The sequence below is a fragment of the Paracoccus maritimus genome, from assembly GCF_025195095.1.
Classification (GTDB): Bacteria; Pseudomonadota; Alphaproteobacteria; order Rhodobacterales; family Rhodobacteraceae; genus Paracoccus; species Paracoccus maritimus.
Genome location: NZ_JANAVZ010000004.1, coordinates 315,734 through 336,011, shown reverse-complemented (window position 1 = coordinate 336,011; position 20,278 = coordinate 315,734). Strand labels below are relative to the sequence as shown.

The window sequence follows — 20,278 nt, the reverse complement described above, 5'->3', positions numbered from 1 at the left end:
ACCGGATAAACGAACGCGCAATGACCGATATCAACGCATACGAGGGTGCCCCCGAGGCTGAATTCGGCGATTATGTGGCGCTGCTGAAGCCGCGTGTCATGTCGCTGGTGGTGTTCACCGCCTTTGTCGGCCTGTCGGTCGCGCCGATCGACGTGCACCCGTTCATTGCGTTCTGTGCGGTGCTGTTCATCGCGCTTGGCGGTGGCGCGTCCGGCGCGCTGAACATGTGGTATGATGCCGATATTGATGCGGTGATGCGGCGCACCCAGTCGCGCCCGATCCCGTCGGGACGCGTCACCGGCGGCGAGGCGCTGGGGTTGGGTCTGGCGCTGTCCGGCATCTCGGTGATGATGCTGGGTCTGGTCGCCAACTGGTTCGCAGCCGCCTTCCTTGCCTTCACGATCTTCTTCTATGCCGTCATCTACACGATGTGGCTGAAGCGCTGGACGCCGCAGAACATCGTCATCGGTGGTGCGGCCGGGGCATTCCCTCCGATGATCGGATGGGCCTGCGCGACGGGTGGCGTGGGCATCGAATCACTGCTGATGTTCGCGCTGATCTTTTTCTGGACGCCGCCGCATTTCTGGGCGCTCGCGCTTTTCATGAAGGAAGACTATCACAAGGCCGGCGTGCCGATGCTGACCGTCACGCATGGTCGCACGGTGACGCGGCGCCATATCTTTGCCTACACGCTGGTGCTGGCACCGTTCGCGATCTGGCTGGGTCTGACATCGGTCGGCGGTCCGCTTTACATGGCGGTCGCGGCGGTGCTGAACATCCTGTTCATTCTGGGCGGCTGGCGGGTGATGCGCCGCGACGAGGATGCGGCGATGGCCGACAATTATACAGTGGAACGGCGGTTCTTCCGGCTTTCGCTGTATTACACATTCCTGCATTTCCTGGCGCTGCTGGTTCAGCACTGGGTAGGCATCGGATGGTAATGGCGATGGCACGAAGCGCCGAACACGAACTGCACCGGCGTCGTCGGTCGCGCAATGTCGGGCTGGGACTTGTGCTGGCCGGTTTCGTTGCTCTGGTCTTTGCCCTGACGGTGGTCAAGGTCCGCCAGGGCGACCTGATGGAGGCTTATGACCATCAGCCGCGCGTTTCGGTGCTGCCGGAAGAGGGGCAGGACGGCGGAACCGGGACGACGACGAAAGAGGTGCAGCAATGAACCGCAATTCGAAAACTGTCGTGGCGCTGGTCGGGGTTGTGCTGACCATGGGGGCGTTGGCATGGGCGGCCGTACCCTTCTACAACTGGTTTTGCAGCGTGACGGGGTTCGGCGGCACGACCCAGGTTTCGACTCAAGCGCCCGACGAGGTGCTGGACGAAGTCGTGCGGGTGCGATTTGACGCGAATGTCGACAAGAATCTGGACTGGACGTTCCGCCCCATGCAGACCCGCATGGATGTGCGCATCGGCCAGAACGCCATGGCCTATTACGAGGCGGTGAACAATTCGGACCAAACGATCACCGGCACCGCCAGCTATAATGTCGCGCCCGATGTGTCGGGATATTATTTCGACAAGATCCAGTGCTTCTGCTTCACCGAGCAGACGCTGAAGCCCGGCGAACGGGTCGAGATGCCGGTCAGCTTCTTCGTCGATCCCGAACTGGTGAACGACCGCGACGCAAGCTGGGTCAGGGACATCACCCTGTCCTATACCTTCCACCGGACCGAGCCGAAGCAGGCGGCGCTTGACGCTGCCCCGGCCGATAACGTCAACTAAGCATAAGCTAGCACGAGGAGCCGACGGGGATCTGACCATGGCGCACGCTAAGAACCACGACTATCATATTCTTCCGCCGTCCATCTGGCCCTTTATCGGCGCGATCTCGGCCTTCCTGATGCTGTATGGTGCCGTCGGCTGGATGCATGCAGAAGAGGTGCATCTGTTCTGGATTCCGGTCTCGGGTCCGTGGCTGTTCCTGATCGGTTTCGTCGGCGTGCTGTACACGATGTATAGCTGGTGGGCCGATGTGATCCATGAAGGCGAGGAAGGCGACCACACCCCGGTCGTGCGGATCGGCCTGCAATACGGGTTCATCCTGTTCATCATCTCCGAGGTGATGTTCTTCGTCGCGTGGTTCTGGAACTGGTTCAAGAACGCACTGTATCCGATGGGGCCGGAAAGCCCGATCAGGGACGGGGTCTGGCCGCCCGAAGGCATCGTGACCTTCGATCCTTGGCACCTGCCGCTGATCAACACGCTGATCCTGCTTCTGTCAGGCGTCGCGGTCACCTGGGCACACCACGCGCTGGTGCATGAAAACGACCGCAAGACCACCATCAACGGGTTGATCGTGGCGATCATCCTTGGCGTCTGCTTCTCGGTTCTGCAGGCTTACGAATACAGCCATGCGGCCTTCGGCCTGGCCGACACCTCGTATGCCAGCGCGTTCTATCTGGCGACCGGGTTCCACGGCCTTCACGTCATCATCGGCACGATCTTCCTGGCGGTGTGCCTGTTCCGCTTTACCCGCGGACAGATGAGCCAGGAACAGCATGTCGGCTTCGAAGCCGCCGCCTGGTACTGGCACTTCGTCGATGTCGTCTGGCTGTTCCTGTTCGGTGCCGTCTATATCTGGGGCAGCTAGATCCCAGCCGGCTTTCATTCTGGCGCGCGGGGCTGGCCCCGCGCGTTTTCTTTTGGCAGGCATTCCCGTTCCATGCGTCGCTATCTGTTTCCCCTCTTACTCGGCATCGTCGGATGCGCCATCCTGATCCAGTTGGGGACGTGGCAGCTGCGCAGGTTGGAATGGAAGGAAGGCATGCTGAGCCAGATCCAGACCCGCATCGACGCGGAGCCGGTTCCCTTGCCGGACACGGTCGATCCGTCGATGAAATACATGCCCGTCACCGTCAGCGGGACCACGACGGGGGACGAGATCGACGTTTTGTCCGGCACCAAGGAACAGGGCGGGGGATATCAGATCGTGTCGCGTTTCGTGACCGATGACGGGCGCGCGATCATGGTCGATCGCGGTTTCGTGCCGCAGCAGGCGCGGCACGCGCAGCGCGGCCCGACGCGCCTGACCATTCGCGGCAACCTGCACTGGCCCGACGAAAAGGCCAGCGCCACGCCAGAGCCCAATCTGGACGAGAATATCTGGTTTGCCCGCGATGTGCCTGCCATGGCGCGGCAACTTGAGACCCAGCCGATCCTGGTTGTCGCAAGTCTTGTCGAAGGCGACGCGCAGGGGGTCGAACCGATCCCCGTCGCCATTGAGGGCATCCCCAACAATCACCTGTCCTACGCCGTGCAGTGGTTCATGATCGCAGCGGTCTGGGCAGGGATGACAGTCGCCCTGATCTGGCGTATCAGGCGGCGGACCTACTGAAGGAATGACGATGCGCTACGTCTCGACGCGGGGGCAGGCCCCGGTGCTGAATTTCGAACAGGCCATGCTGTCGGGACTGGCCCGCGACGGTGGTTTGTATCTGCCCGAAACCGTTCCCGGTTTCGACGCGATCACGGAACTTGACGGCCTGCCATACGAAGAGATCGCATTCCGCGTCATCCGTCCGTTCACCGGAGACAGCTTCTCTGACGCCGAACTGCGTGGTGCCATCGACCGTGCCTATGGCCGCATCGAACACGCCGCCAAGGCACCTTTGCATCAGCTTGCGCCCGGCCATCATCTGCTGGAACTGTTCCATGGGCCGACGCTGGCGTTCAAGGATTTCGCGATGCAGTTGATCGCGCAGCTGTTCCAGATCGCGCTGAAACGGTCCGGACAGAAGATCACCATCGTCGGGGCGACCTCGGGCGATACCGGCAGCGCCGCGATCGAGGCGTTCAAGGGCATCGACAACGTGGACGTGTTCATCATGTTCCCGCATGGCCGCGTCAGCGAGGTGCAGCGCCGGCAGATGACGACCCCTGATGCCGCCAATGTCCACGCGCTGGCGCTGGACGGGCATTTCGACGATTGTCAGGCGCGGCTGAAGGATCTGTTCAACGATCACGATTTCCGTGACGGGGTCGGGCTGGCGGGTGTCAACAGCATCAACTGGGCGCGTGTGGTGGCGCAGATCGTGTACTACTTCACCGCCGCTGCCAGCCTGGGCATGCGGCCGATGGATTTCTGCGTGCCCACCGGGAATTTCGGCGACATCTTCGCGGGCAGCATCGCGCGGGCGATGGGCGTGCCGATCCGCCGGTTGATCGTGGCGACGAACCAGAACGACATCCTGCACCGAGCCCTGACGACCGGCGAATATCGTGTGGGTGAGGTGCATCCCTCGATCAGCCCGTCCATGGATATCCAGGTCAGTTCGAATTTCGAACGGGCGCTGTATCTGGCTTATGGTGGCGACGCCTCTGCCGTGTCGCAGTTGATGGCCGAATTGAAGCAGGGCGGCTTCACGATCAGCCAGGGCGCCCTGCAATCCCTGCGCGAGCAGTATCTGTCGGGCCGCGTCAGCGAGGAAGACACGCTGGCGATGATCCGCACCATTCGCGACGAAACCGGACAGATCCTGTGTCCGCACAGCGCCGTGGGCGTGGCCGTCGCGCGCCAGCATGTCGAACCCGGCATTCCGATGGTGACGCTGGCCACCGCGCATCCTGCAAAATTCCCCGATGCGGTCGAAAGGGCCGTAGGCGCTCGCCCGGAACTGCCGCCGCACATGGCGGGTCTATTCGATCTGCCTGAGCGCGTCAGCCGGGTCGAAAACGACGTGGACGCCTTGAAAGCCTTGATCCTTGAACGGAGAACGAATTGACGACGACCGATCCCCATCTGCAGCTGACAACCCTTCCGAACGGATTGCGCGTCGCGACGCGCGTCATGCCCGGCCTGCATTCGGCGGCGCTTGGCATCTGGGTGAACGCGGGCGGGCGGAACGAACGGGCCGATCAGAACGGCATCGCGCATTTCCTGGAACACATGGCGTTCAAGGGTACCAGCACACGCAGCGCCCTGCAGATCGCGGAAGCGATCGAGGATGTCGGGGGCTTCATCAACGCCTATACCTCGCGCGATGCCACGGCCTATTACGTCCGTGTTCTGGAACAGGACGTCGATCTTGCCTTTGACGTGATCTCCGACATCGTGCTGAACCCGATTTTCGACGAACGCGAGATCGAGGTCGAACGCGGCGTGATCCTGCAAGAGATCGGACAGGCGCTGGATACGCCCGACGACATCATCTTCGACTGGCTGCAAGAGGCGGCTTATCCCGATCAGGCCATCGGCCGCCCGATCCTTGGTCCGGCCGAGCGCGTCAGCAGCTTTGGCCGCGAGGATCTGGCCGGATTCGTAGCCGAGAATTATGGCCCCGGTCAGATGATCGTCGCGGCATCGGGCGCCGTCGATCACGACCGGATCGTGCGGCTGGCCGAGGCGGCGTTCGGGCACCTGGCCCCGATCCTGCAGAAACCGCGCGAGGGCGCGATCTGGCAGGGGCAGGAACTGCGTCGGGTGAAGAAGCTGGAACAGGCGCATTTCGCCCTGGCGCTTGAGGGGCCGGGCTATCTGTCGCCTGATTTCTACGCCGCCCAGATCTTCTCGGCGGCGCTGGGGGGGGGCATGTCCTCGCGACTGTTCCAGAAGATCCGCGAGGAACGGGGCCTGTGCTATACGATCTTCGCGCAATCCGGCTTTCACGATGATACCGGCATGATGACGATCTATGCCGGGACCGGCGGCAAGGACGTCGCCGATCTGGCCAATCTGACCATCGACGAAATAAAGCGCGCCGCAGGAGACCTGACTGAGGCCGAGCTTGCGCGTGCCAAGGCGCAACTGCGCGCCGGTCTGCTGATGGGGCTGGAAAGCCCGTCGGCGCAGGCCGAGCGCGTAGCACGGGTGCTGGCGATCTGGGGGCGGGTTCTGGACCCCGCGGAAGTGGCAGAACGGATCTCGTCGGTCACGCTGTCGGACGTGCGCACCCATGCAGAACGGCTGATCGGTCAGGCGCGTCCCGCGCTGGCGCTGTACGGGCCGGTCAAGTCCGCGCCATCGCGCGAGGCACTGGCCGAGCGGCTTGCCGCCTGATGTTTTCGCGCCGACGCCCCGTCCGGCTGGAAACCGAGCGGATCGTCCTGCGTTTGCCTGCGCATTCGGATTTCAATGCGTGGACCGCCCTGCGGATCGAAAGCCGAGAGTTCCTGACCCCGTGGGAGCCGGTCTGGTCGCCCGACCACCTGTCCCGGAAAAGCTTTACCAATCGGGTTTACTGGGCCGCGCGGGCCAGTCGCGGTGGCACCGCGCTGCCGCTGTTTCTGCTGCGCCGCGACGGTGTGCTGCTGGGGGCGATCACGCTGGACAACATCAGGCGCGGGCCGGCGCAATCGGGCACCATCGGTTACTGGATCGGCAAGCCGTTCGCGCGGCAGGGCTATATGCGCGAGGCGATCGGGGCTTTGGTTCACCATGCCTTCAGCACGCTTGATCTGTCCCGCGTCGAAGCCGCATGCCTGCCTGAAAACGCCGCCTCGCGCGGGGTTCTGGAACGGGCGGGCTTCAAGTATGAAGGCGTCGCGCAAAGCTATCTGCAGATCAACGGTCGGTGGCGAAACCATGTACTCTATGCCAATCTGCGCGGCGATCGCAGGGGGCGCACCGAGGCGCGATAGGGCCTTGCGCAACCCTGCTGACCCAGGATCCGGTCCTTGGCCGGCAAACATCTTCGGAACGCGACGATGACATCTGATCTGAACCCGGCGGACGAACGACTTGCGGCGAAACTGCCTCAGGGCGTGATCCGCGATATCGCACCCGCATACCTGGAAGAGCCGCGCGGGCGGTTCAGCGGGCATGCAGGATTGATCGCTGCGCCGCGCGACGCCGAGGAAACGGCGGCGATCATTCGCGCCTGCGCCGCCGCGCGGGTGGCGGTCGTGCCGCGAGGGGGCGGGACGGGACTGGTCGGTGGACAGGTCATGCCCGACGGTCCGCCGCCGCTGATCCTGTCGCTGGAACGGATGTCGGCGATCCGCGACGTTCATGCCGACGAGGGTGTGATGGTCGCCGAGGCGGGCGTGACCCTGCAGGCGGCGCGGGACGCAGCAGCCGAGGCGGGGCGGCAATTTCCATTGTCGCTGGCATCGCAGGGGTCCGCGCAGATCGGTGGGGTGCTGGCCACGAATGCGGGCGGCGTCAACGTGCTGCGCCATGGCAACGCCCGCGCGCTGTGTCTTGGGGTCGAGGCGGTGCTGCCATCTGGCCAGATCATGCACGACCTGAAGCGTCTGCGGAAGGACAACACCGGCTACGACATTCGGGATCTGCTGATCGGGGCCGAAGGCTCGCTTGGGATCATCACGGCCGCGTCGCTGGTCATGGCCCCCGTGCCAGCCGAAACAGGGGTCGCGCTGCTGGTGGTTCAGGATCCTGCATCCGCGCTGCGATTGCTGGCCATGGCGCAGTCCCGGATGGCGGGTGGCGTGACCGCGTTCGAACTGCTGTCGGGGCAGGGGCTGCAGTTCCTGGCCGAACATTTCCCGCAGATGCGGCAACCGTTTTCGCCGATTCCGGCCTGGCTTGCGCTGGTCGAGGTCGGCTTGCCCGAGGGGCTGAAGGCCGACGATGCGCTTGAAGGGATGTTCGTCGATGGCGCCGAAGCCGGGCTTGTGACCGACGGCGTGATCGCCCGATCGGGCCAGCAGGCGGCCGATCTGTGGGCGCTGCGCGAGCATATTCCGCTGGCCAACAGGGCGGTCGGCGCGATCGCCAGCCATGACATCAGCCTGCCTTTGTCCGAGGTTGCAGGGTTCATTGCCGAGGCGGGCCGGATGCTGGACGGCGAAGGCGACATGCGGGTGAACTGTTTCGGACATCTTGGCGACGGCAACCTGCATTTCAACCTGTTCCCGGCAAGCGGGCGGGCGCGTGATGAATATGACGATGTCCGCAAGGCCCTGTCCCGGCGCATCCATGAAATGGTGATGGCGCGCGGTGGTTCCTTTTCCGCCGAACACGGGGTGGGTCGTCTGAAGACTGGCGATCTTGCGCGCTGGGGTGATCCCGCCAGGCTGACCGCGATGCGCGCGATCAAACAGGCCCTCGACCCGCTGGGGATCATGAATCCGGGCGCCGTGCTGTCGCAATAGGCATCTTCGCCGCTGTTTCCGTTACAATTTCCGTGCTAGTTGATGACTGTCTTCGAGCGGAGGGAGGAGACGATGCGCCTGCGTTATACGCGCCTGTCCGAACGTGTTCGCTATTACGAACGCTATATCCCCTTTGCGATCGCCATCTGCATGATGCCGCTGGGGCTTGCATTGGTAGGGTCTGCACCGATCCTGGGTGTTTTGATCGCACTGTTGGGTCTGGTCGGCACGCTGATCGGGATCAGCGATCTGTTTCAGACAAGCCACGCGCTGATGCGGAACTATCCGCTGTCGTCGCGGATGCGTTATCTTCTTGAACATTTCCGCCCCGAGATCCGCCAGTATTTCGTCGAGGATGATCACGCCGAAACGCCGTTCTCTCGTGAGCAGCGGGCCGTCGTGTATCGCCGCGCCAAGGGGATCGAGGGGGTTCGACCCTTCGGGACGCTTCGGAACGTCTACAGCGATGGTTACGAGTGGCTGAACCATTCCATGGCCACTCCGCATCTGGATGGACAGGATTTCCGAATCAGGATCGGGGGGCCGGATTGTCGCAAGCCCTATGACAGCTCGGTGGTCAATATCTCGGGCATGTCCTACGGTGCGCTGTCCCCGAACGCGATCGAGGCGCTGAACCGCGCGGCGCTGGCCGGCGGGTTCGCACATACGACCGGGGAAGGCTCGATCTCGCGATATCACCGGATGGGCGGCGATCTGGTTTGGCAAATCGGTTCGGGCTATTTCGGGTGCCGCGATCATGACGGCGGGTTTTCCCCCGACCTGTTCCAGAAGGTCGCCGCCGACGATGCGGTGAAGATGATCGAGATCAAGCTGAGCCAGGGGGCCAAACCGGGCCATGGCGGTATCTTGCCCGGCCCCAAGGTGACCGAAGCGATTGCCGAGGCGCGCGGCGTGCCGGTGGGCGTCGCCTGCGTCAGCCCGTCATCACATTCTGCCTTTTCGACGCCACGGGGGCTGTGCGATTTCATCAAGCTGCTGCGAGACCTGTCCGGCGGCAAGCCTGTGGGCATCAAGCTGTGCGTCGGCCACCCGTGGGAGTGGTTTGCCATGGCCAAGGCGTTTCATCAGACCGGAACCGCGCCCGATTTCATTGTTGTGGATGGCGGCGAGGGTGGAACGGGCGCCGCACCCGTCGAATTCGCGGATCACAAGGGCGCGCCGCTGCGCGATGGGTTGATGCTGGTCCACAACACCCTGGTGGGTCTTGGTATCCGGGATAGGATCAAGCTGATCGCGTCGGCCAAGATCATCACTGCCTTCGACATCTGCCGGATCTCGGCATTGGGTGCGGACGGGGTGAACATGGCGCGCGGCTTCATGTTCGCGATCGGCTGCATCCAGGCGCAGGCCTGCCACACCGGCAAATGTCCGACCGGCATCACGACCCAGGATCGCGACCGGTATCGCGCGCTGGTCGTACCAGACAAGGCGCAGCGCGCGGCGAATTTCCATCGCGCGACCATGTATGCGCTGAAAGAGGCTTGTGAGAGTTCAGGGCTGACCCATCCGGACGAATTCACACCTCATCACCTGATGATCCGCACCGGCCCGCGCGAGGTTCGATCGGCTGCCAGTCTTTACGACTGGATCCAGCCGGGCGCGCTGTTGGCGGGCAAGGTGGTCCATCCGGCCTTCGCGAAATACTGGGACCGGGCCGGGATCGACGACTGGAAGATGCTGCCCGCAAGTTGAGTTCTCTGACGTGGCGTCTAGAGGGTAAAGGCATCGATGAAGGCCGATACGGCCGTGTCGCTGTCGCCTGCCGCGAAGGCCTCCATGCCGACGGTACCGCGATAGCCCATCGCGGCCAGTGCAGCGGCAATCTTGGGATAGTTGATCTCGCCCGTGCCCGGTTCAAACCGGCCGGGATTATCTGCGACCTGAATTTCGCCGATCCAGGGCAGGCATCTCTGGCACCAGCGGATCAGATCACCCTCGCCGATCTGGGTGTGATACAGGTCCAGATTGATGCGCAGCTGCGGCCGGTCGATCGCGGACACCAGCGCCAGCACATCGGCGGTCGAGCCAAAAGGGCAGCCCGGATGATCCATCTGGTTCAGGTTTTCCAGGGCGAACACCACGCCTTCTTCCTCGGCCAGATCGCAGATCCGGTGCAATGTGTCCCGCGCCTTCAGCCACATCGCGCCGCTGATCTGTTCATGCTGCCGGATCGGGATGCCGCCGTCGCCCAGGCCGGTGCCGTGCAGGTTCAACCGCGCAACGCCCAGTCGTTTGCCGACCCGCGCGGTTTCGCGCGCCGAGGCCAGCAGGATTTCGGCCCCCTCATCATCGGCCAGCCGCCCCTGAAGATACCCGTTCATGATGGTGTAGGTTGCGCCGACTGCCTGCAGCTTGGACAGATCGTGATCGGGCCAGTTCCACAGGCCGACGCCCAGCCCCATCTCGGTCAGGCGTGCGGCGCGCCATTCGATCGGACGGTCGCGCCACAGCATTTCCGCGCAGGCGGCAAGTTGAAAGGGTTGGGTCACTGGCTGGTCTCCGGCAAACGGGGGCAGGGCGGCGCTACATCAGATGTTCGACTTCGGGCGCGGGGACGAAGCGCCAGTTCCGGCGCGGACCCGCCATCACGTTCAGGTAATACATCTCGAACCCGTGGGGGGCGCCGCAGGGATGGTGGCCACGCGGGACGCAGACGACGTCGCCGTCATGGACTGCCATGGTTTCGTTCAGCGACAGATCGTCGGTATAGACGCGCTGGATACCAAAGCCATCGGCCGGGTTCAGGCGGTGGTAATAGGTTTCCTCAAGATATGTGATGCGGGGGAAATCATCCTCGTCATGGCGGTGGCTGGGATAGGATGACCAGTTGCCTGCCGGGGTGAACACCTCGGTCACCAGCAGGCTGTCGCAGAAATCCTCGGCCTCCATCGCGATATTGTTGATGAAGCGCGCATTCGTGCCTTCGCCCCGCTGGATCAAGGTAATCCCATGCGGCCCGATCCGCCGCGCCTGATGACCGCCGCGTCCCGGCGCCTTGCAGATCGCGATGGTCGCGTCGGTGGTGGTTTCCAGCGACCAGTCCTGGCCGTTGGGAACATACAGGCAATGCGGCGGCGTCTTTTCAAAGACATTCATCCGCTGGCCCAGTTCACCCCAGTCCCGACCAGCGGCGGTGACCCTGGCGCGACCCTCGACAATGACCATGATGATTTCGCATCCGCCCGTGGGTTCGGACCAGCTTTCGCCCGCGCGCAGGCGGATCAGGTCGAACCCGACGTAGCGCCAGCCCGCGCTTTCCGGGGTTATCTGATGAACCTTGCCATGGGTGCCGAAGGGGCGTTTCAGAAGATCGGGCATCGGCTTTCCTTTCAGATCAGTCCGGTTTCGCGGGCGATCCGCTTCAGCGTGTGCAGGCCAAGCGTCTGATACAGCAACGGGTTGCGCTGATCGGGGTCCTGTTCGGCCTCGATCACGATCCAGCCGTCATAGCCATGGCCCTTCAGGATGCTCAGCAGCGGTTCGAAATCGATCCCGCCTTCCTGGTCGCCGGGCACGGTGAAGACGCCCGCGCGCACGCCGTCCATGAAGGACAGGCCCTCGGCCTCGACCCGTGCGCGGATCGCGGGGCGCACATTCTTGGCGTGGAAATGCGCGACGCGGGCGACGTGACGGGCCAGAATTTCGGCCGGATCGCCGCCGCCGAAATAGCAATGCCCGGCATCGAACAGCAGCTTGGTCGCCGGTCCGGTCGCGTCCATGAAGGCATCGATATCATCGGGCGACTGCACGACCGTGCCCATGTGGTGGTGATAGACCAGCGCGATGCCCTGATCTTCGCAGTATCGCGCGATTTCTTCGACCTTGGCGCCGAAATCCTTCATGCCCTGAACGTCGAGCACTGGGCGTGCGCTCAGCGGCAGGTTCTGGCCCTGGATGCTGTTCGAGGTCTCGCAGGCGATGCACACCTTGCAGCCATTGTGCTTCAGCTTGTCCAGATGCGTCTGGATCGCCTGCTTCTCATCCTCGACCGAATGCGCCAAAAGATGCATCGAATGCCAGCCGGACACGAAGGTCAGGCCATACCTGGCCAGCAGTTCCTTCAGCGCCTGCGGATCATCCTGCGGCCAGCGATGACCATTCTCGATCCCGTCAAAGCCGATCAGATGGCCAGCCTCTTCAAGGATACTCTGGGTCGGGATATCGGCGCCGATCGTCTGGTCGTCGTCGTTGGCCCAGGCAATCGGGTTGGTGCCAAACTGGATCATTCCTGCCTCAATTCACGGTCACCTGGCGCGCGATCTGCTGCAGATAGCGCGCATAGGTTTGTTTCAGTTTTTCGGTGCCACCTTCGGCGGGAACGGCGACATCCCAGAAATGGCCTGCACCCTTCAACCCGTCGCCCGGACCGGTCGCGGCGGTGGTGTCGATCACGATCACGGTCGGGATCTCGCGGTCGCGTGCGGCGGCGATCTGTGTTTCGAGATCCGCGATGCCACTGGCCTTGACCGCATGCGCACCCATGCTGGTAGCGTGGGCGACAAAGTCGATCTGCGGTTGCACCTCGACATTGCAATCCTTGTAAAGATTGTTGAACTGCTCGCCTCCGCAGCCTTGTTGCAGACGGTTGATGCAGCCGAAGCCGCGATTATCGGTCAGCACGACGGTAAAGGGCACGCGCCGCATGACTGCGGTGGCCAACTCGCTGTTGGCCATCATGTAGCTGCCATCGCCGACAAAGCAGATCACCTCGCGGTCGGGCCGCGCAAGCTTCAGCCCCATCGCGCCTGCGATCTCGTAGCCCATGCAGCTGAACCCGTATTCCATGTGATAGCCGCCCTGGCTGGGTTGCCACAGCAGTTTCAACGCGCCGGGCATGGTGCCGGCGGCGCACATGGCGATCGCGTCCTCGCCGGTGGCGCGCTGAACGGCCCCGATCACCTGCGCGTCGGTAGGCAACTCGTTGCCTTCGGGCGGTGCCGCGCAATGGGCATCGACCGCCTCCAGCCACGAGGTGCGTGCATTGGCATCGGCGTTTTCCGCGCGATAGCCGCCAAGCTTTTCTGACAGTTTTTCCAGCGCCACGCGCGCATCGGCCACAAGGCTTGCCGCGCCGTGCTTGGCCGCGTCATAGGGCTGTACATTGATCGCCGCGATCCGGGCATCGCCGAACAGCGTGCGCGAACCGGTGGTGAAATCCTGCAGGCGTGTGCCAAGCGCAATCACCAGATCGGCCGCACTGGCGGCGGCATTGGCAGCGGCTGAACCATCCACGCCCGCAGCCCCGAAATTCATCGGATGAGCCTGTGCCAAAGCCGACTTGCCCGCCTGCGTCTCGATGACTGGGACGTTGTGGCGGGTCGCGAAGTCGGCCAGGGCCTGTTCGGCACCCGAGTAGACGACACCACCGCCTGCGACGATCACCGGCGCGCTTGCGGCACGTATCAGCTCCGTAACCTCGGCCAGTTCCTGTGCGTCGGGTTCGGGCCGGCGGATGCGCCAGACGCGCCGCTGGAAGAACGCGTCGGGCCAATCATGGGTCTCGGCCTGCACATCCTGGCAGAAGGACAGGCAAACCGGGCCGCAATTCGCCGGATCGGTCATCACCCGCATCGCGCGCGGCAGGGCGGTCAGCAGATGTTCTGGGCGGGTGATACGGTCGAAATACCGGACGACCGGGCGAAAGCAGTCATTCGCGGACAGCGTGCCGTCGTCGAAATCCTCGATCTGCTGCAGCACCGGATCGGGCCGGCGATTGGCAAAGACGTCGCCAGCTATGATCAGCAGGGGCAGCCGGTTCACATGCGCCAGCGCCGCCGCCGTAACCGCATTGGTGGCACCCGGTCCGATCGATGTGGTGATCGCCTGCGCCCGGCGTCGCGCATGCCCCTTGGCAAAGGCAATGGCTGCATGCGCCATGGTCTGTTCGTTCTGGCCGCGCCAGGTCGGAAGGGCGTCACCGACCCCTTGCAGCGCCTCGCCCAGCCCGGCCACATTGCCGTGACCGAAAATGGCCCAGACGCCCTCGATGAACCGCTGATCATCCTCGGCCATCTGCACCGACAGCCAGCGCACCATCGCCTGCGCCGCGGTCAACCTGATCGTTTCACCCATCGCTCGGCCTCATCTTCCTTATTCCAACACCCCGGCTGCTGCCGCCGGCAGGTTCTTCAGCTCGTCGCATGCGCGGCCTTCCTTGCCTTGTCCCAGATCTCGCACAGGCGCGCATAGCGGCGGGCCATCTGGTCCACGGCATCATCATCAGCGATCCGGCCCTGCATCCAGTCACGCGCCACGGAACCGAAGATCGTGCGGCCCACGGCGAAGCCACGAACCAGATCGAAACCTGCTGCGATTTCGAAGCTGGCCTGTAATTCGGTTTCGGGGGCGTCCAGACCCAGCACCACGATCCCGCGCGTGTGGCGGTCATGTTCCTCGATCGCGGCGATGGCGTCGGACCAGCCGGCGCGGGTCGTCATCGGTTCCAGCTTCCACCAGTCGGGCCAGATCCCCGCTGCATAGAACTGTCGGATCAGCGTGGCGGTGGTCGTGTCGTCAACCGGTCCAACCTTCGAGGGGATCACCTCGAGCAGGAATTCCAGACCGTTGCGGCGCGCGGCAGTGAACAACTGCTTCACCTTCCATTCCTGATGCACGCGCATGCCATCGTCGTCGTCCGGATGGCAAAAGCACAGAACCTTGACCACGTTCTCTCGCGCCCAGGATTGCAGTCCGCCGCAATCCGTCCCGAGATCGGGTTCCAGATCCAGCGGGCGCGAACCTGGCCATTCGCAGGGCCGTCCGATCCACAGGCCCGAGCCGCTTGCGCGATGCAGTGCCGTTCGTCCGATGCGATCATCGCACAGAATGCCGTAACCGGTGCGCCCATCCGCGACACGCAGCGCAGCATTCAGGCACAATTCCTTGAAGGCGCTGCCCTTTGCCTTGTTGTAGCCGGGCATTTCCTCCAACTGGATGCGGTGGTCGAAAGCAAAGACCCGCATTTCGGACCAGTCGCCGGTGTTCCGGCTGTGGCGATTGGTGGCCCAGTGGATCTGTTCCAGTTCCGCATCGTTGCGCAGATCGGGGCGCACCACACCGCGATCCATAAAGAACCGCAGTTCTGCAAGGCTTGGATAGGCGGGCGTGCAGCCGTGGCGGCTGACTGCGAAGGCTCCGCAGGCATTGGCGTATGTCAGCGCGGTGGGCCAGTCCTCGCCGTCCAGCCAGCCCTTCAGCAGGCCCGACATGAAGCCGTCGCCCGCGCCCAGAACGTTGAACACCTCTATCGGGAACCCGGGTCCGGATTCGCCAGCGTCCAAGCTGTCCGGGATGGTGCCACTGAATGCAACCGCGCCCATCGGGCCACGCTTGCAGACAAGCACCGCGTCCGAGACCGCGCGCACCGCGCGCAAGGCTGCGATGGTGTCGGTGCTGCCGCCGGCGATGTGAAACTCTTCTTCCGTGCCCACGATCAGGTCGAAGTAATGCAGGCTTTCCTGAAGTTTCGACGTTACCTTCGCGCTTTCGACAAAGCGGCTTTCGCCGTCGCCATGCCCGGCCACGCCCCACAGATTGGGGCGGTAATCGATGTCCAGCGCGGTTTGCACGCCCTTGTCGCGGGCAATTCGCAGCGCTTTCAGCACGGCGGCCTCGGTGCGCGGATGGCTGAGGTGGGTCCCCGTCGCCACCACGCTGCGAGATCGGCCGATATAGTCCGGGTCTATGTCGTCCTCGCACAGGGCCATGTCGGCGCAATTCTCGCGATAGAAGATCAGCGGAAAGCTGTCTTCGTCCCGGATACCCAGGATCACCAGTGCTGTCAGCCGGTCGGGATCGGTGGCGACTCCGGTCACGTCCACGCCATGACGGATCAGTTCCTCGCGGATGAAGCGGCCCATATGCTCGTCGCCCACCCGCGTGATCAGCCCCGACCGCAATCCTAGCCGCGCCGTGCCGCAAGCCATGTTGGTCGGAGACCCGCCGATATATTTCGAGAAGGATCCCATATCCTCAAGCCGCCCGCCGACCTGATCCCCATAGAGATCGACACCCGCACGGCCGATGGTGATCACGTCAAGCGGCTGCATGGCTTTCCTCCTCGATCCGAATGGCGCGTCCGTTCGATTGCGCCATTGCGTGGATAATGCGTTCGATCTGCAAGCCTTGCGCGAAGTCCGGTGTCGCGGGCCGGCCTTCGCGGATGGCGCGGATCAGGTCGCGGCATTCGATGACCTTCTGTTCGTTGAACCCGAACCCGTGTCCCGGTGCAGGGCAGAACTGGGCGAAATCGGGCTGCTGCGGCCCGCTGACATGGCGGACGAAGCCTGCTTCACCGCTGCAGTGCACCCATAATTCGTTCATGTGTTCCTGATCGAAAACAATCGTGCCATCGCTGCCGTGAATTTCCCATTGCAGGCGACATTTCCGCCCGCGTGCCACGCGTGAGGTGGCGAAGGATCCCTGCGCCCCGCTGGCAAATCGGATCAGTGCCAAGGCGCTGTCCTCGTTCTCGACCGGGCGTGGCCCCTCGGCTGACGGCCGCGCGGGGATGGAGATCTGGGTCATTGCCGTGACCTCTGCCACGGGCCCCATCAGCGCGGTCATCACGCTGACCAAATGGCAGCCCAGATCGCCAAGCGCGCCCAGTCCGCCATCCTTGTGCGTCATGCGCCAAGACCATGGCAGATCCGGGTCGGCGCAGTAATCCTCGTCATAGACACCGCGGAAGGCCAGCAGCCGGCCGATCGCGCCCGCCCGGATCATCTGCTGCGCGGCCTGAAAGGCCGGGTTGCGCAGGTAGTTGTAGCCCAGAAGCGTCACCTGTTCGGGATGCGCGGCAGCCAGATCCGCCATCGACCGCGCATCGCCCAAGGTCAGCGCCATCGGTTTTTCCAGCCATACATGCTTACCCGCTCGCAGCGCCGCCTCGGCCATCTGACGGTGCAGGCCGTTGGGCGTAGTGATCGACACGACATCGACGGCGTCGTCCGTGACGGCGGCCTGCCAATCATCGGTGGCGCGGGCAAATCCGAATTGCCAGGCCAGCTTCTGCGCGCGGTCGGGCATGTCGACCAGCAATTCCAGCGTCGGAGGCACGCCGCCAAAGACAGTCGCCACATTCCGCCATGCCATAGCGTGGCACTTGCCCATGAACCCCGTTCCGATCAGGGCCACGCCAAGCGATTTGTCAGTTCCGTGAACCATGTTCCCGTGCCTTCGGATGTCGTGATCAAACAGGGCAGGCGGCCAGCAAGGCCGCTTGCCCGCAAGTCCTAGACCGTGCCGCCAAGCGAGCCTTCCAACTGGGCCATCTCCTGACCTCCGGCCATCAGATCCTGCAGTTCGGACGACGTGATCTCGCCCCTGACCGCCGTGCCCAGGGTCTGGCCCCGGTTCAGCACGGTAAACCGGTCACCCACGGCCAGCGCGTGTCGGACATTGTGGCTGATGAACACAACGCCCACGCCCTGTTCGCGCACCCTCGCGATGGTCGACAGCACGTTCGAGGTCTGGCGCACGCCAAGCGCGCTTGTCGGTTCGTCAAGGATCAGCACCTTGGCCCCGAAATGGACCGCGCGGGCGATGGCGACTGTCTGGCGTTCACCGCCCGACAGCGTGCCTACGGCCTGATCGGGCGCGCGAAGATTGATGCCCATCTTGCGCATCTCTTCCATCGTGATCTGATTGGCGCGTTCGATATCCAGGCGCTTGGTCAGGCCGCGGCCCTTGGTCGGTTCGCGACCCATGAAGAAGTTGCGCGTCACCGACATCAGCGGGATCATCGCCAGATCCTGGAAGACGGTGGCGATGCCGGCCTCCATCGCCTCGCGCGGGCTGGCAAAGGACAGGGGCTTGCCTTCGAAGAAGATCTCGCCCGAGGTCGGCTTGTGCACGCCCGACATGGTCTTGATGAAGGTCGATTTCCCGGCGCCGTTGTCGCCCAGAAGGCAGTGGCATTCGCCGGGGGTCACGTCGAAGGTCACCCCGTTCAGCGCGATGACGTTGCCAAAGTGCTTGGTGATGTTTTCCATGTGGATGATCGGTTGGGTCATCTTACCGTTCTCCCGTCACGCGCTTGCGGATGACGTTGTTGAACACGACCGCCAGCAGCAGCATCCCGCCCAGGAAGATCTGGAACCAGTCCTGATCGAAATTCGTGTAGGTCAGCCCGATCGTGACCATGCCGAAGATGATCGCGCCGAAGAATGCGCCGATGGCCGAGCCGTATCCGCCGGTCAGCAGACAGCCTCCGATCACGGCGGTGATGATTGCCTCGAATTCCTTCATGAAACCGCGCCGGGCATCAGTAGAACCCGCATCGATCACGGTGATGATCGCCACCATCGACGCGGCGCAGGCCGTCAGCATGAACAACGAGATCTTGACGCTGCGAACGGGCACACCCGAATTCTTGGCCGCATTGGTGTCGCCACCCGTTGCGAAGATCCAGTTGCCGACCGGCGTGCGGACCAGGACATAGGTTGCGACCAGGGCGAAGACGACAAACCATATGATCTCCACCGGGATGCCCGGCACTTTGGGCATGCCGGAATCGAAGCTGTCGATCACGCCGATACCGGCTAGCCATCCGAACAGCCCGGTAAAGGCATCGCCCGAAAAGATCGGAGCAAGCCAGTCGCCCTCGACCGCGTCGCGAATGCCGCGCAACTGCGTGGAACCGCCCGTGAACAGCTTCAATCCCACCAGCGCCGCGCCGCGCAGGATGAATAGCCCCGCAAGCGTGACGATGAAGGACGGCAACCCTGTGCGCAGCACGATGGCGCCGTTCAGCGCGCCGATGCATGCGGCGAAGGACATCGTCAGCGGGATCGCGAAGATCAGCGGCAGTCCCAGATTGACGGTCAGCACGCCAAAGATCATGCCCGCGAAGGCCACCATCGAGCCGATCGACAGGTCGAACTCTCCGCCGATCATCAGCATTGCGGCCGCAATGCCCAGTATTCCCAACTGTGCGGCTGGCGTCATGAAGTTCATGATGCCCGACAGCGTGAACATCGCTCCGTCCGCCGTGGACAGAAAGAACAACGTCACCAGCACCACGCCGCCGATCGCGCCCAGTTCGGGCTTCTTCATCAGTTTGGTCGCAAGGGACTCCGCGCGCACGCGCTCATCCTGCTGCAAGAGATTATCTGCAGACATGATCACCTCCGGTTCGGACGGGGGCCGCGCGGAAGCGCGCGACCCTGCTATTCAGGTGTCAGCGAATGCCTTGCGCCGACAGGTCGATGACCTGCGCCGCAGCATCTTGGGTGACCAGGTTCGGGCCTGACGGCACGTCACCGCCAGGCACCAGCCCGTATTCGGCATTCAGTGCCAGGAAGGTGACCGGCAGATAGCCCTGCAGGAACTGCTGCTGGTCGATGGCGAAGGCCGCATCGCCATCGGCGACGGCTTGCAGGAAACCTGCCGACAGATCGAAGGTGGCGATAAGGACGTCATCGCGGCCAAGGGCCTTCACGGCAGCCACGGCAGGTTCGCCCACCAGCGGTGCGGAAAGGCCCAGAACGGTATCGACATCGGGATCGGATTCCAGCGCCGCCCGAACCTTGGACTGCACTTCGGTCGGGTCGTTCATGGTCGGAACCACATCGACCTCGTTGCCGAAGCCTTCGGCGAAACCTGCGCAACGCTGATCCAGCGAGACGTTGCCGACCTCCTGATTGACGCAGATGCCCTTGGAGCCACCCATTTCGGCCAGCTTCTCTCCGGCGGCCTTGCCGGCGTCGTATTCGGACTGGCCGACATGCAGCAATGCGCCCAGATCCCTGGCCACATCGCCGCCCGAGTTCATCGAAATGACCGGGATGCCCGCATCGACCGCGCGCTGGATCGAGGGACCAAGCGCGTCTGCGTCTGGGATCGATACCACCAGTCCGTCGGGTTCCTGGTTCACCGCGGCGTCGATCAACTGGCTCATCTGAACCATGTCGAAGGTTTCGGGCGAACGGAATTCGACATTCGCGCCGGTGTGCTCGCCCGCTTTCTGGACGCCGTTCTTGACGACCGACCAGAACGGATCATTCGCCTGTCCGTGGGCCACGACAATGATGTCGGCGGCCGCGACAGGCATTGCTGCCAATGTCGTCGCGGTGGCAATCGAGGCTAGAACTGTCTTCATGATTTCCCCTCCCTTTGGGTTGTTTGCGCAGCGAACATGATTGTCGCTGCTGGTCTTCCGGCATGGCAGCCAGCCGAATGCCGTGAAGGTCGA

Annotated in this window: 19 protein-coding genes; 10 read left to right on the top strand and 9 right to left on the bottom strand. The window is 63.5% G+C overall.

What is annotated here, in order from left to right; genetic code table 11:
• The first annotated feature begins 20 nt into the window (after positions 1-20).
• From cyoE to MU516_RS09290, 10 genes are all read left to right on the top strand, one after another.
• Positions 21-941, top strand: coding sequence for a heme o synthase (gene cyoE / locus MU516_RS09335; protein WP_260276955.1), 921 nt, complete (start codon positions 21-23; stop codon positions 939-941).
• A gap of 5 nt (positions 942-946) precedes the next feature.
• The gene (locus MU516_RS09330) at positions 947-1,174 is read left to right on the top strand and encodes a hypothetical protein (RefSeq protein WP_260276954.1); all 228 of its coding nucleotides are present in this window, start codon (positions 947-949) and stop codon (positions 1,172-1,174) included.
• On the top strand, positions 1,171-1,734 hold the full coding sequence (locus tag MU516_RS09325; protein ID WP_260276953.1) for a cytochrome c oxidase assembly protein: 564 nt from the start codon (positions 1,171-1,173) through the stop codon (positions 1,732-1,734). The genes MU516_RS09330 and MU516_RS09325 overlap by 4 nt, the downstream gene beginning before the upstream one ends.
• A 37-nt stretch (positions 1,735-1,771) precedes the next feature.
• Positions 1,772-2,602, top strand: a complete 831-nt coding sequence (locus MU516_RS09320) for a cytochrome c oxidase subunit 3 (RefSeq protein ID WP_260276952.1) — start codon at positions 1,772-1,774, stop codon at positions 2,600-2,602.
• A gap of 72 nt (positions 2,603-2,674) precedes the next feature.
• Positions 2,675-3,346, top strand: coding sequence for an SURF1 family protein (locus MU516_RS09315; protein ID WP_260276951.1), 672 nt, complete (start codon positions 2,675-2,677; stop codon positions 3,344-3,346).
• Positions 3,347-3,356: 10 nt separating this feature from the next.
• A complete protein-coding gene (gene thrC, locus MU516_RS09310; protein WP_260276950.1) occupies positions 3,357-4,733 on the top strand; it encodes a threonine synthase in 1,377 nt (458 codons plus the stop codon).
• Positions 4,730-6,007, top strand: a complete 1,278-nt coding sequence (locus MU516_RS09305; protein ID WP_260276949.1) for a M16 family metallopeptidase — start codon at positions 4,730-4,732, stop codon at positions 6,005-6,007. The genes thrC and MU516_RS09305 overlap by 4 nt, the downstream gene beginning before the upstream one ends.
• Positions 6,007-6,588, top strand: a complete 582-nt coding sequence (locus MU516_RS09300; RefSeq protein ID WP_260276948.1) for a GNAT family N-acetyltransferase — start codon at positions 6,007-6,009, stop codon at positions 6,586-6,588. The genes MU516_RS09305 and MU516_RS09300 overlap by 1 nt, the downstream gene beginning before the upstream one ends.
• 66 nt (positions 6,589-6,654) lie before the next feature.
• Positions 6,655-8,064, top strand: coding sequence for an FAD-binding oxidoreductase (locus MU516_RS09295; protein ID WP_260276947.1), 1,410 nt, complete (start codon positions 6,655-6,657; stop codon positions 8,062-8,064).
• 72 nt (positions 8,065-8,136) lie between these two features.
• On the top strand, positions 8,137-9,777 hold the full coding sequence (locus MU516_RS09290) for an FMN-binding glutamate synthase family protein (protein WP_260276946.1): 1,641 nt from the start codon (positions 8,137-8,139) through the stop codon (positions 9,775-9,777).
• A 17-nt stretch (positions 9,778-9,794) separates the two neighbouring features.
• Here the strand turns inward: MU516_RS09290 and MU516_RS09285 are convergent, their stop codons facing one another.
• The 9 genes from MU516_RS09285 to MU516_RS09245 form a co-directional block, all read right to left on the bottom strand.
• Positions 9,795-10,574, bottom strand: coding sequence for a TIM barrel protein (locus MU516_RS09285; protein ID WP_260276945.1), 780 nt, complete (start codon positions 10,572-10,574; stop codon positions 9,795-9,797).
• Between the two features lie 34 nt (positions 10,575-10,608).
• Positions 10,609-11,403 carry a 5-deoxy-glucuronate isomerase gene (gene iolB / locus MU516_RS09280; RefSeq protein ID WP_260276944.1) on the bottom strand — a complete coding sequence of 265 codons (795 nt, stop codon included), beginning with the start codon at positions 11,401-11,403 and terminating at the stop codon, positions 10,609-10,611.
• 11 nt (positions 11,404-11,414) lie between these two features.
• Entirely contained in the window at positions 11,415-12,311 is an 897-nt protein-coding gene (iolE, locus tag MU516_RS09275) for a myo-inosose-2 dehydratase (RefSeq protein ID WP_260276943.1), read from the bottom strand.
• 7 nt (positions 12,312-12,318) lie between these two features.
• Positions 12,319-14,157: a 3D-(3,5/4)-trihydroxycyclohexane-1,2-dione acylhydrolase (decyclizing) gene (iolD, locus tag MU516_RS09270; protein WP_260276942.1), complete on the bottom strand. Its 1,839-nt coding sequence runs from the start codon at positions 14,155-14,157 to the stop codon at positions 12,319-12,321.
• Between the two features lie 56 nt (positions 14,158-14,213).
• A complete protein-coding gene (locus MU516_RS09265) occupies positions 14,214-16,133 on the bottom strand; it encodes a bifunctional 5-dehydro-2-deoxygluconokinase/5-dehydro-2-deoxyphosphogluconate aldolase (protein WP_260276941.1) in 1,920 nt (639 codons plus the stop codon).
• The gene (locus tag MU516_RS09260; protein WP_260276940.1) at positions 16,120-17,250 is read right to left on the bottom strand and encodes a Gfo/Idh/MocA family protein; all 1,131 of its coding nucleotides are present in this window, start codon (positions 17,248-17,250) and stop codon (positions 16,120-16,122) included. The genes MU516_RS09265 and MU516_RS09260 overlap by 14 nt, the downstream gene beginning before the upstream one ends.
• 68 nt (positions 17,251-17,318) lie before the next feature.
• Positions 17,319-18,098, bottom strand: coding sequence for an ATP-binding cassette domain-containing protein (locus MU516_RS09255; RefSeq protein ID WP_209055557.1), 780 nt, complete (start codon positions 18,096-18,098; stop codon positions 17,319-17,321).
• Between the two features lies 1 nt (position 18,099).
• Positions 18,100-19,206, bottom strand: coding sequence for an ABC transporter permease (locus tag MU516_RS09250; RefSeq protein ID WP_260276939.1), 1,107 nt, complete (start codon positions 19,204-19,206; stop codon positions 18,100-18,102).
• A gap of 58 nt (positions 19,207-19,264) precedes the next feature.
• A complete protein-coding gene (locus MU516_RS09245) occupies positions 19,265-20,185 on the bottom strand; it encodes a sugar ABC transporter substrate-binding protein (RefSeq protein ID WP_425606839.1) in 921 nt (306 codons plus the stop codon).
• Between the last annotated feature and the right edge of the window lie 93 nt (positions 20,186-20,278).

Excerpts from the sequence above, each read along its gene's own strand:
- cyoE (WP_260276955.1), top strand. The coding sequence starts at position 21 with ATGACCGATATCAACGCATACGAGGGTGCCCCCGAGGCTGAATTCGGC.
- MU516_RS09330 (WP_260276954.1), top strand. The coding sequence starts at position 947 with ATGGCACGAAGCGCCGAACACGAACTGCACCGGCGTCGTCGGTCGCGC.
- MU516_RS09325 (WP_260276953.1), top strand. The coding sequence starts at position 1,171 with ATGAACCGCAATTCGAAAACTGTCGTGGCGCTGGTCGGGGTTGTGCTG.
- MU516_RS09320 (WP_260276952.1), top strand. The coding sequence starts at position 1,772 with ATGGCGCACGCTAAGAACCACGACTATCATATTCTTCCGCCGTCCATC.
- MU516_RS09315 (WP_260276951.1), top strand. The coding sequence starts at position 2,675 with ATGCGTCGCTATCTGTTTCCCCTCTTACTCGGCATCGTCGGATGCGCC.
- thrC (WP_260276950.1), top strand. The coding sequence starts at position 3,357 with ATGCGCTACGTCTCGACGCGGGGGCAGGCCCCGGTGCTGAATTTCGAA.
- MU516_RS09300 (WP_260276948.1), top strand. The coding sequence starts at position 6,007 with ATGTTTTCGCGCCGACGCCCCGTCCGGCTGGAAACCGAGCGGATCGTC.
- MU516_RS09295 (WP_260276947.1), top strand. The coding sequence starts at position 6,655 with ATGACATCTGATCTGAACCCGGCGGACGAACGACTTGCGGCGAAACTG.
- MU516_RS09290 (WP_260276946.1), top strand. The coding sequence starts at position 8,137 with ATGCGCCTGCGTTATACGCGCCTGTCCGAACGTGTTCGCTATTACGAA.
- iolB (WP_260276944.1), bottom strand. The coding sequence starts at position 11,403 with ATGCCCGATCTTCTGAAACGCCCCTTCGGCACCCATGGCAAGGTTCAT.
- iolE (WP_260276943.1), bottom strand. The coding sequence starts at position 12,311 with ATGATCCAGTTTGGCACCAACCCGATTGCCTGGGCCAACGACGACGAC.
- iolD (WP_260276942.1), bottom strand. The coding sequence starts at position 14,157 with ATGGGTGAAACGATCAGGTTGACCGCGGCGCAGGCGATGGTGCGCTGG.
- MU516_RS09265 (WP_260276941.1), bottom strand. The coding sequence starts at position 16,133 with ATGCAGCCGCTTGACGTGATCACCATCGGCCGTGCGGGTGTCGATCTC.
- MU516_RS09260 (WP_260276940.1), bottom strand. The coding sequence starts at position 17,250 with ATGGTTCACGGAACTGACAAATCGCTTGGCGTGGCCCTGATCGGAACG.
- MU516_RS09255 (WP_209055557.1), bottom strand. The coding sequence starts at position 18,098 with ATGACCCAACCGATCATCCACATGGAAAACATCACCAAGCACTTTGGC.
- MU516_RS09250 (WP_260276939.1), bottom strand. The coding sequence starts at position 19,206 with ATGTCTGCAGATAATCTCTTGCAGCAGGATGAGCGCGTGCGCGCGGAG.
- MU516_RS09245 (WP_425606839.1), bottom strand. The coding sequence starts at position 20,185 with ATGAAGACAGTTCTAGCCTCGATTGCCACCGCGACGACATTGGCAGCA.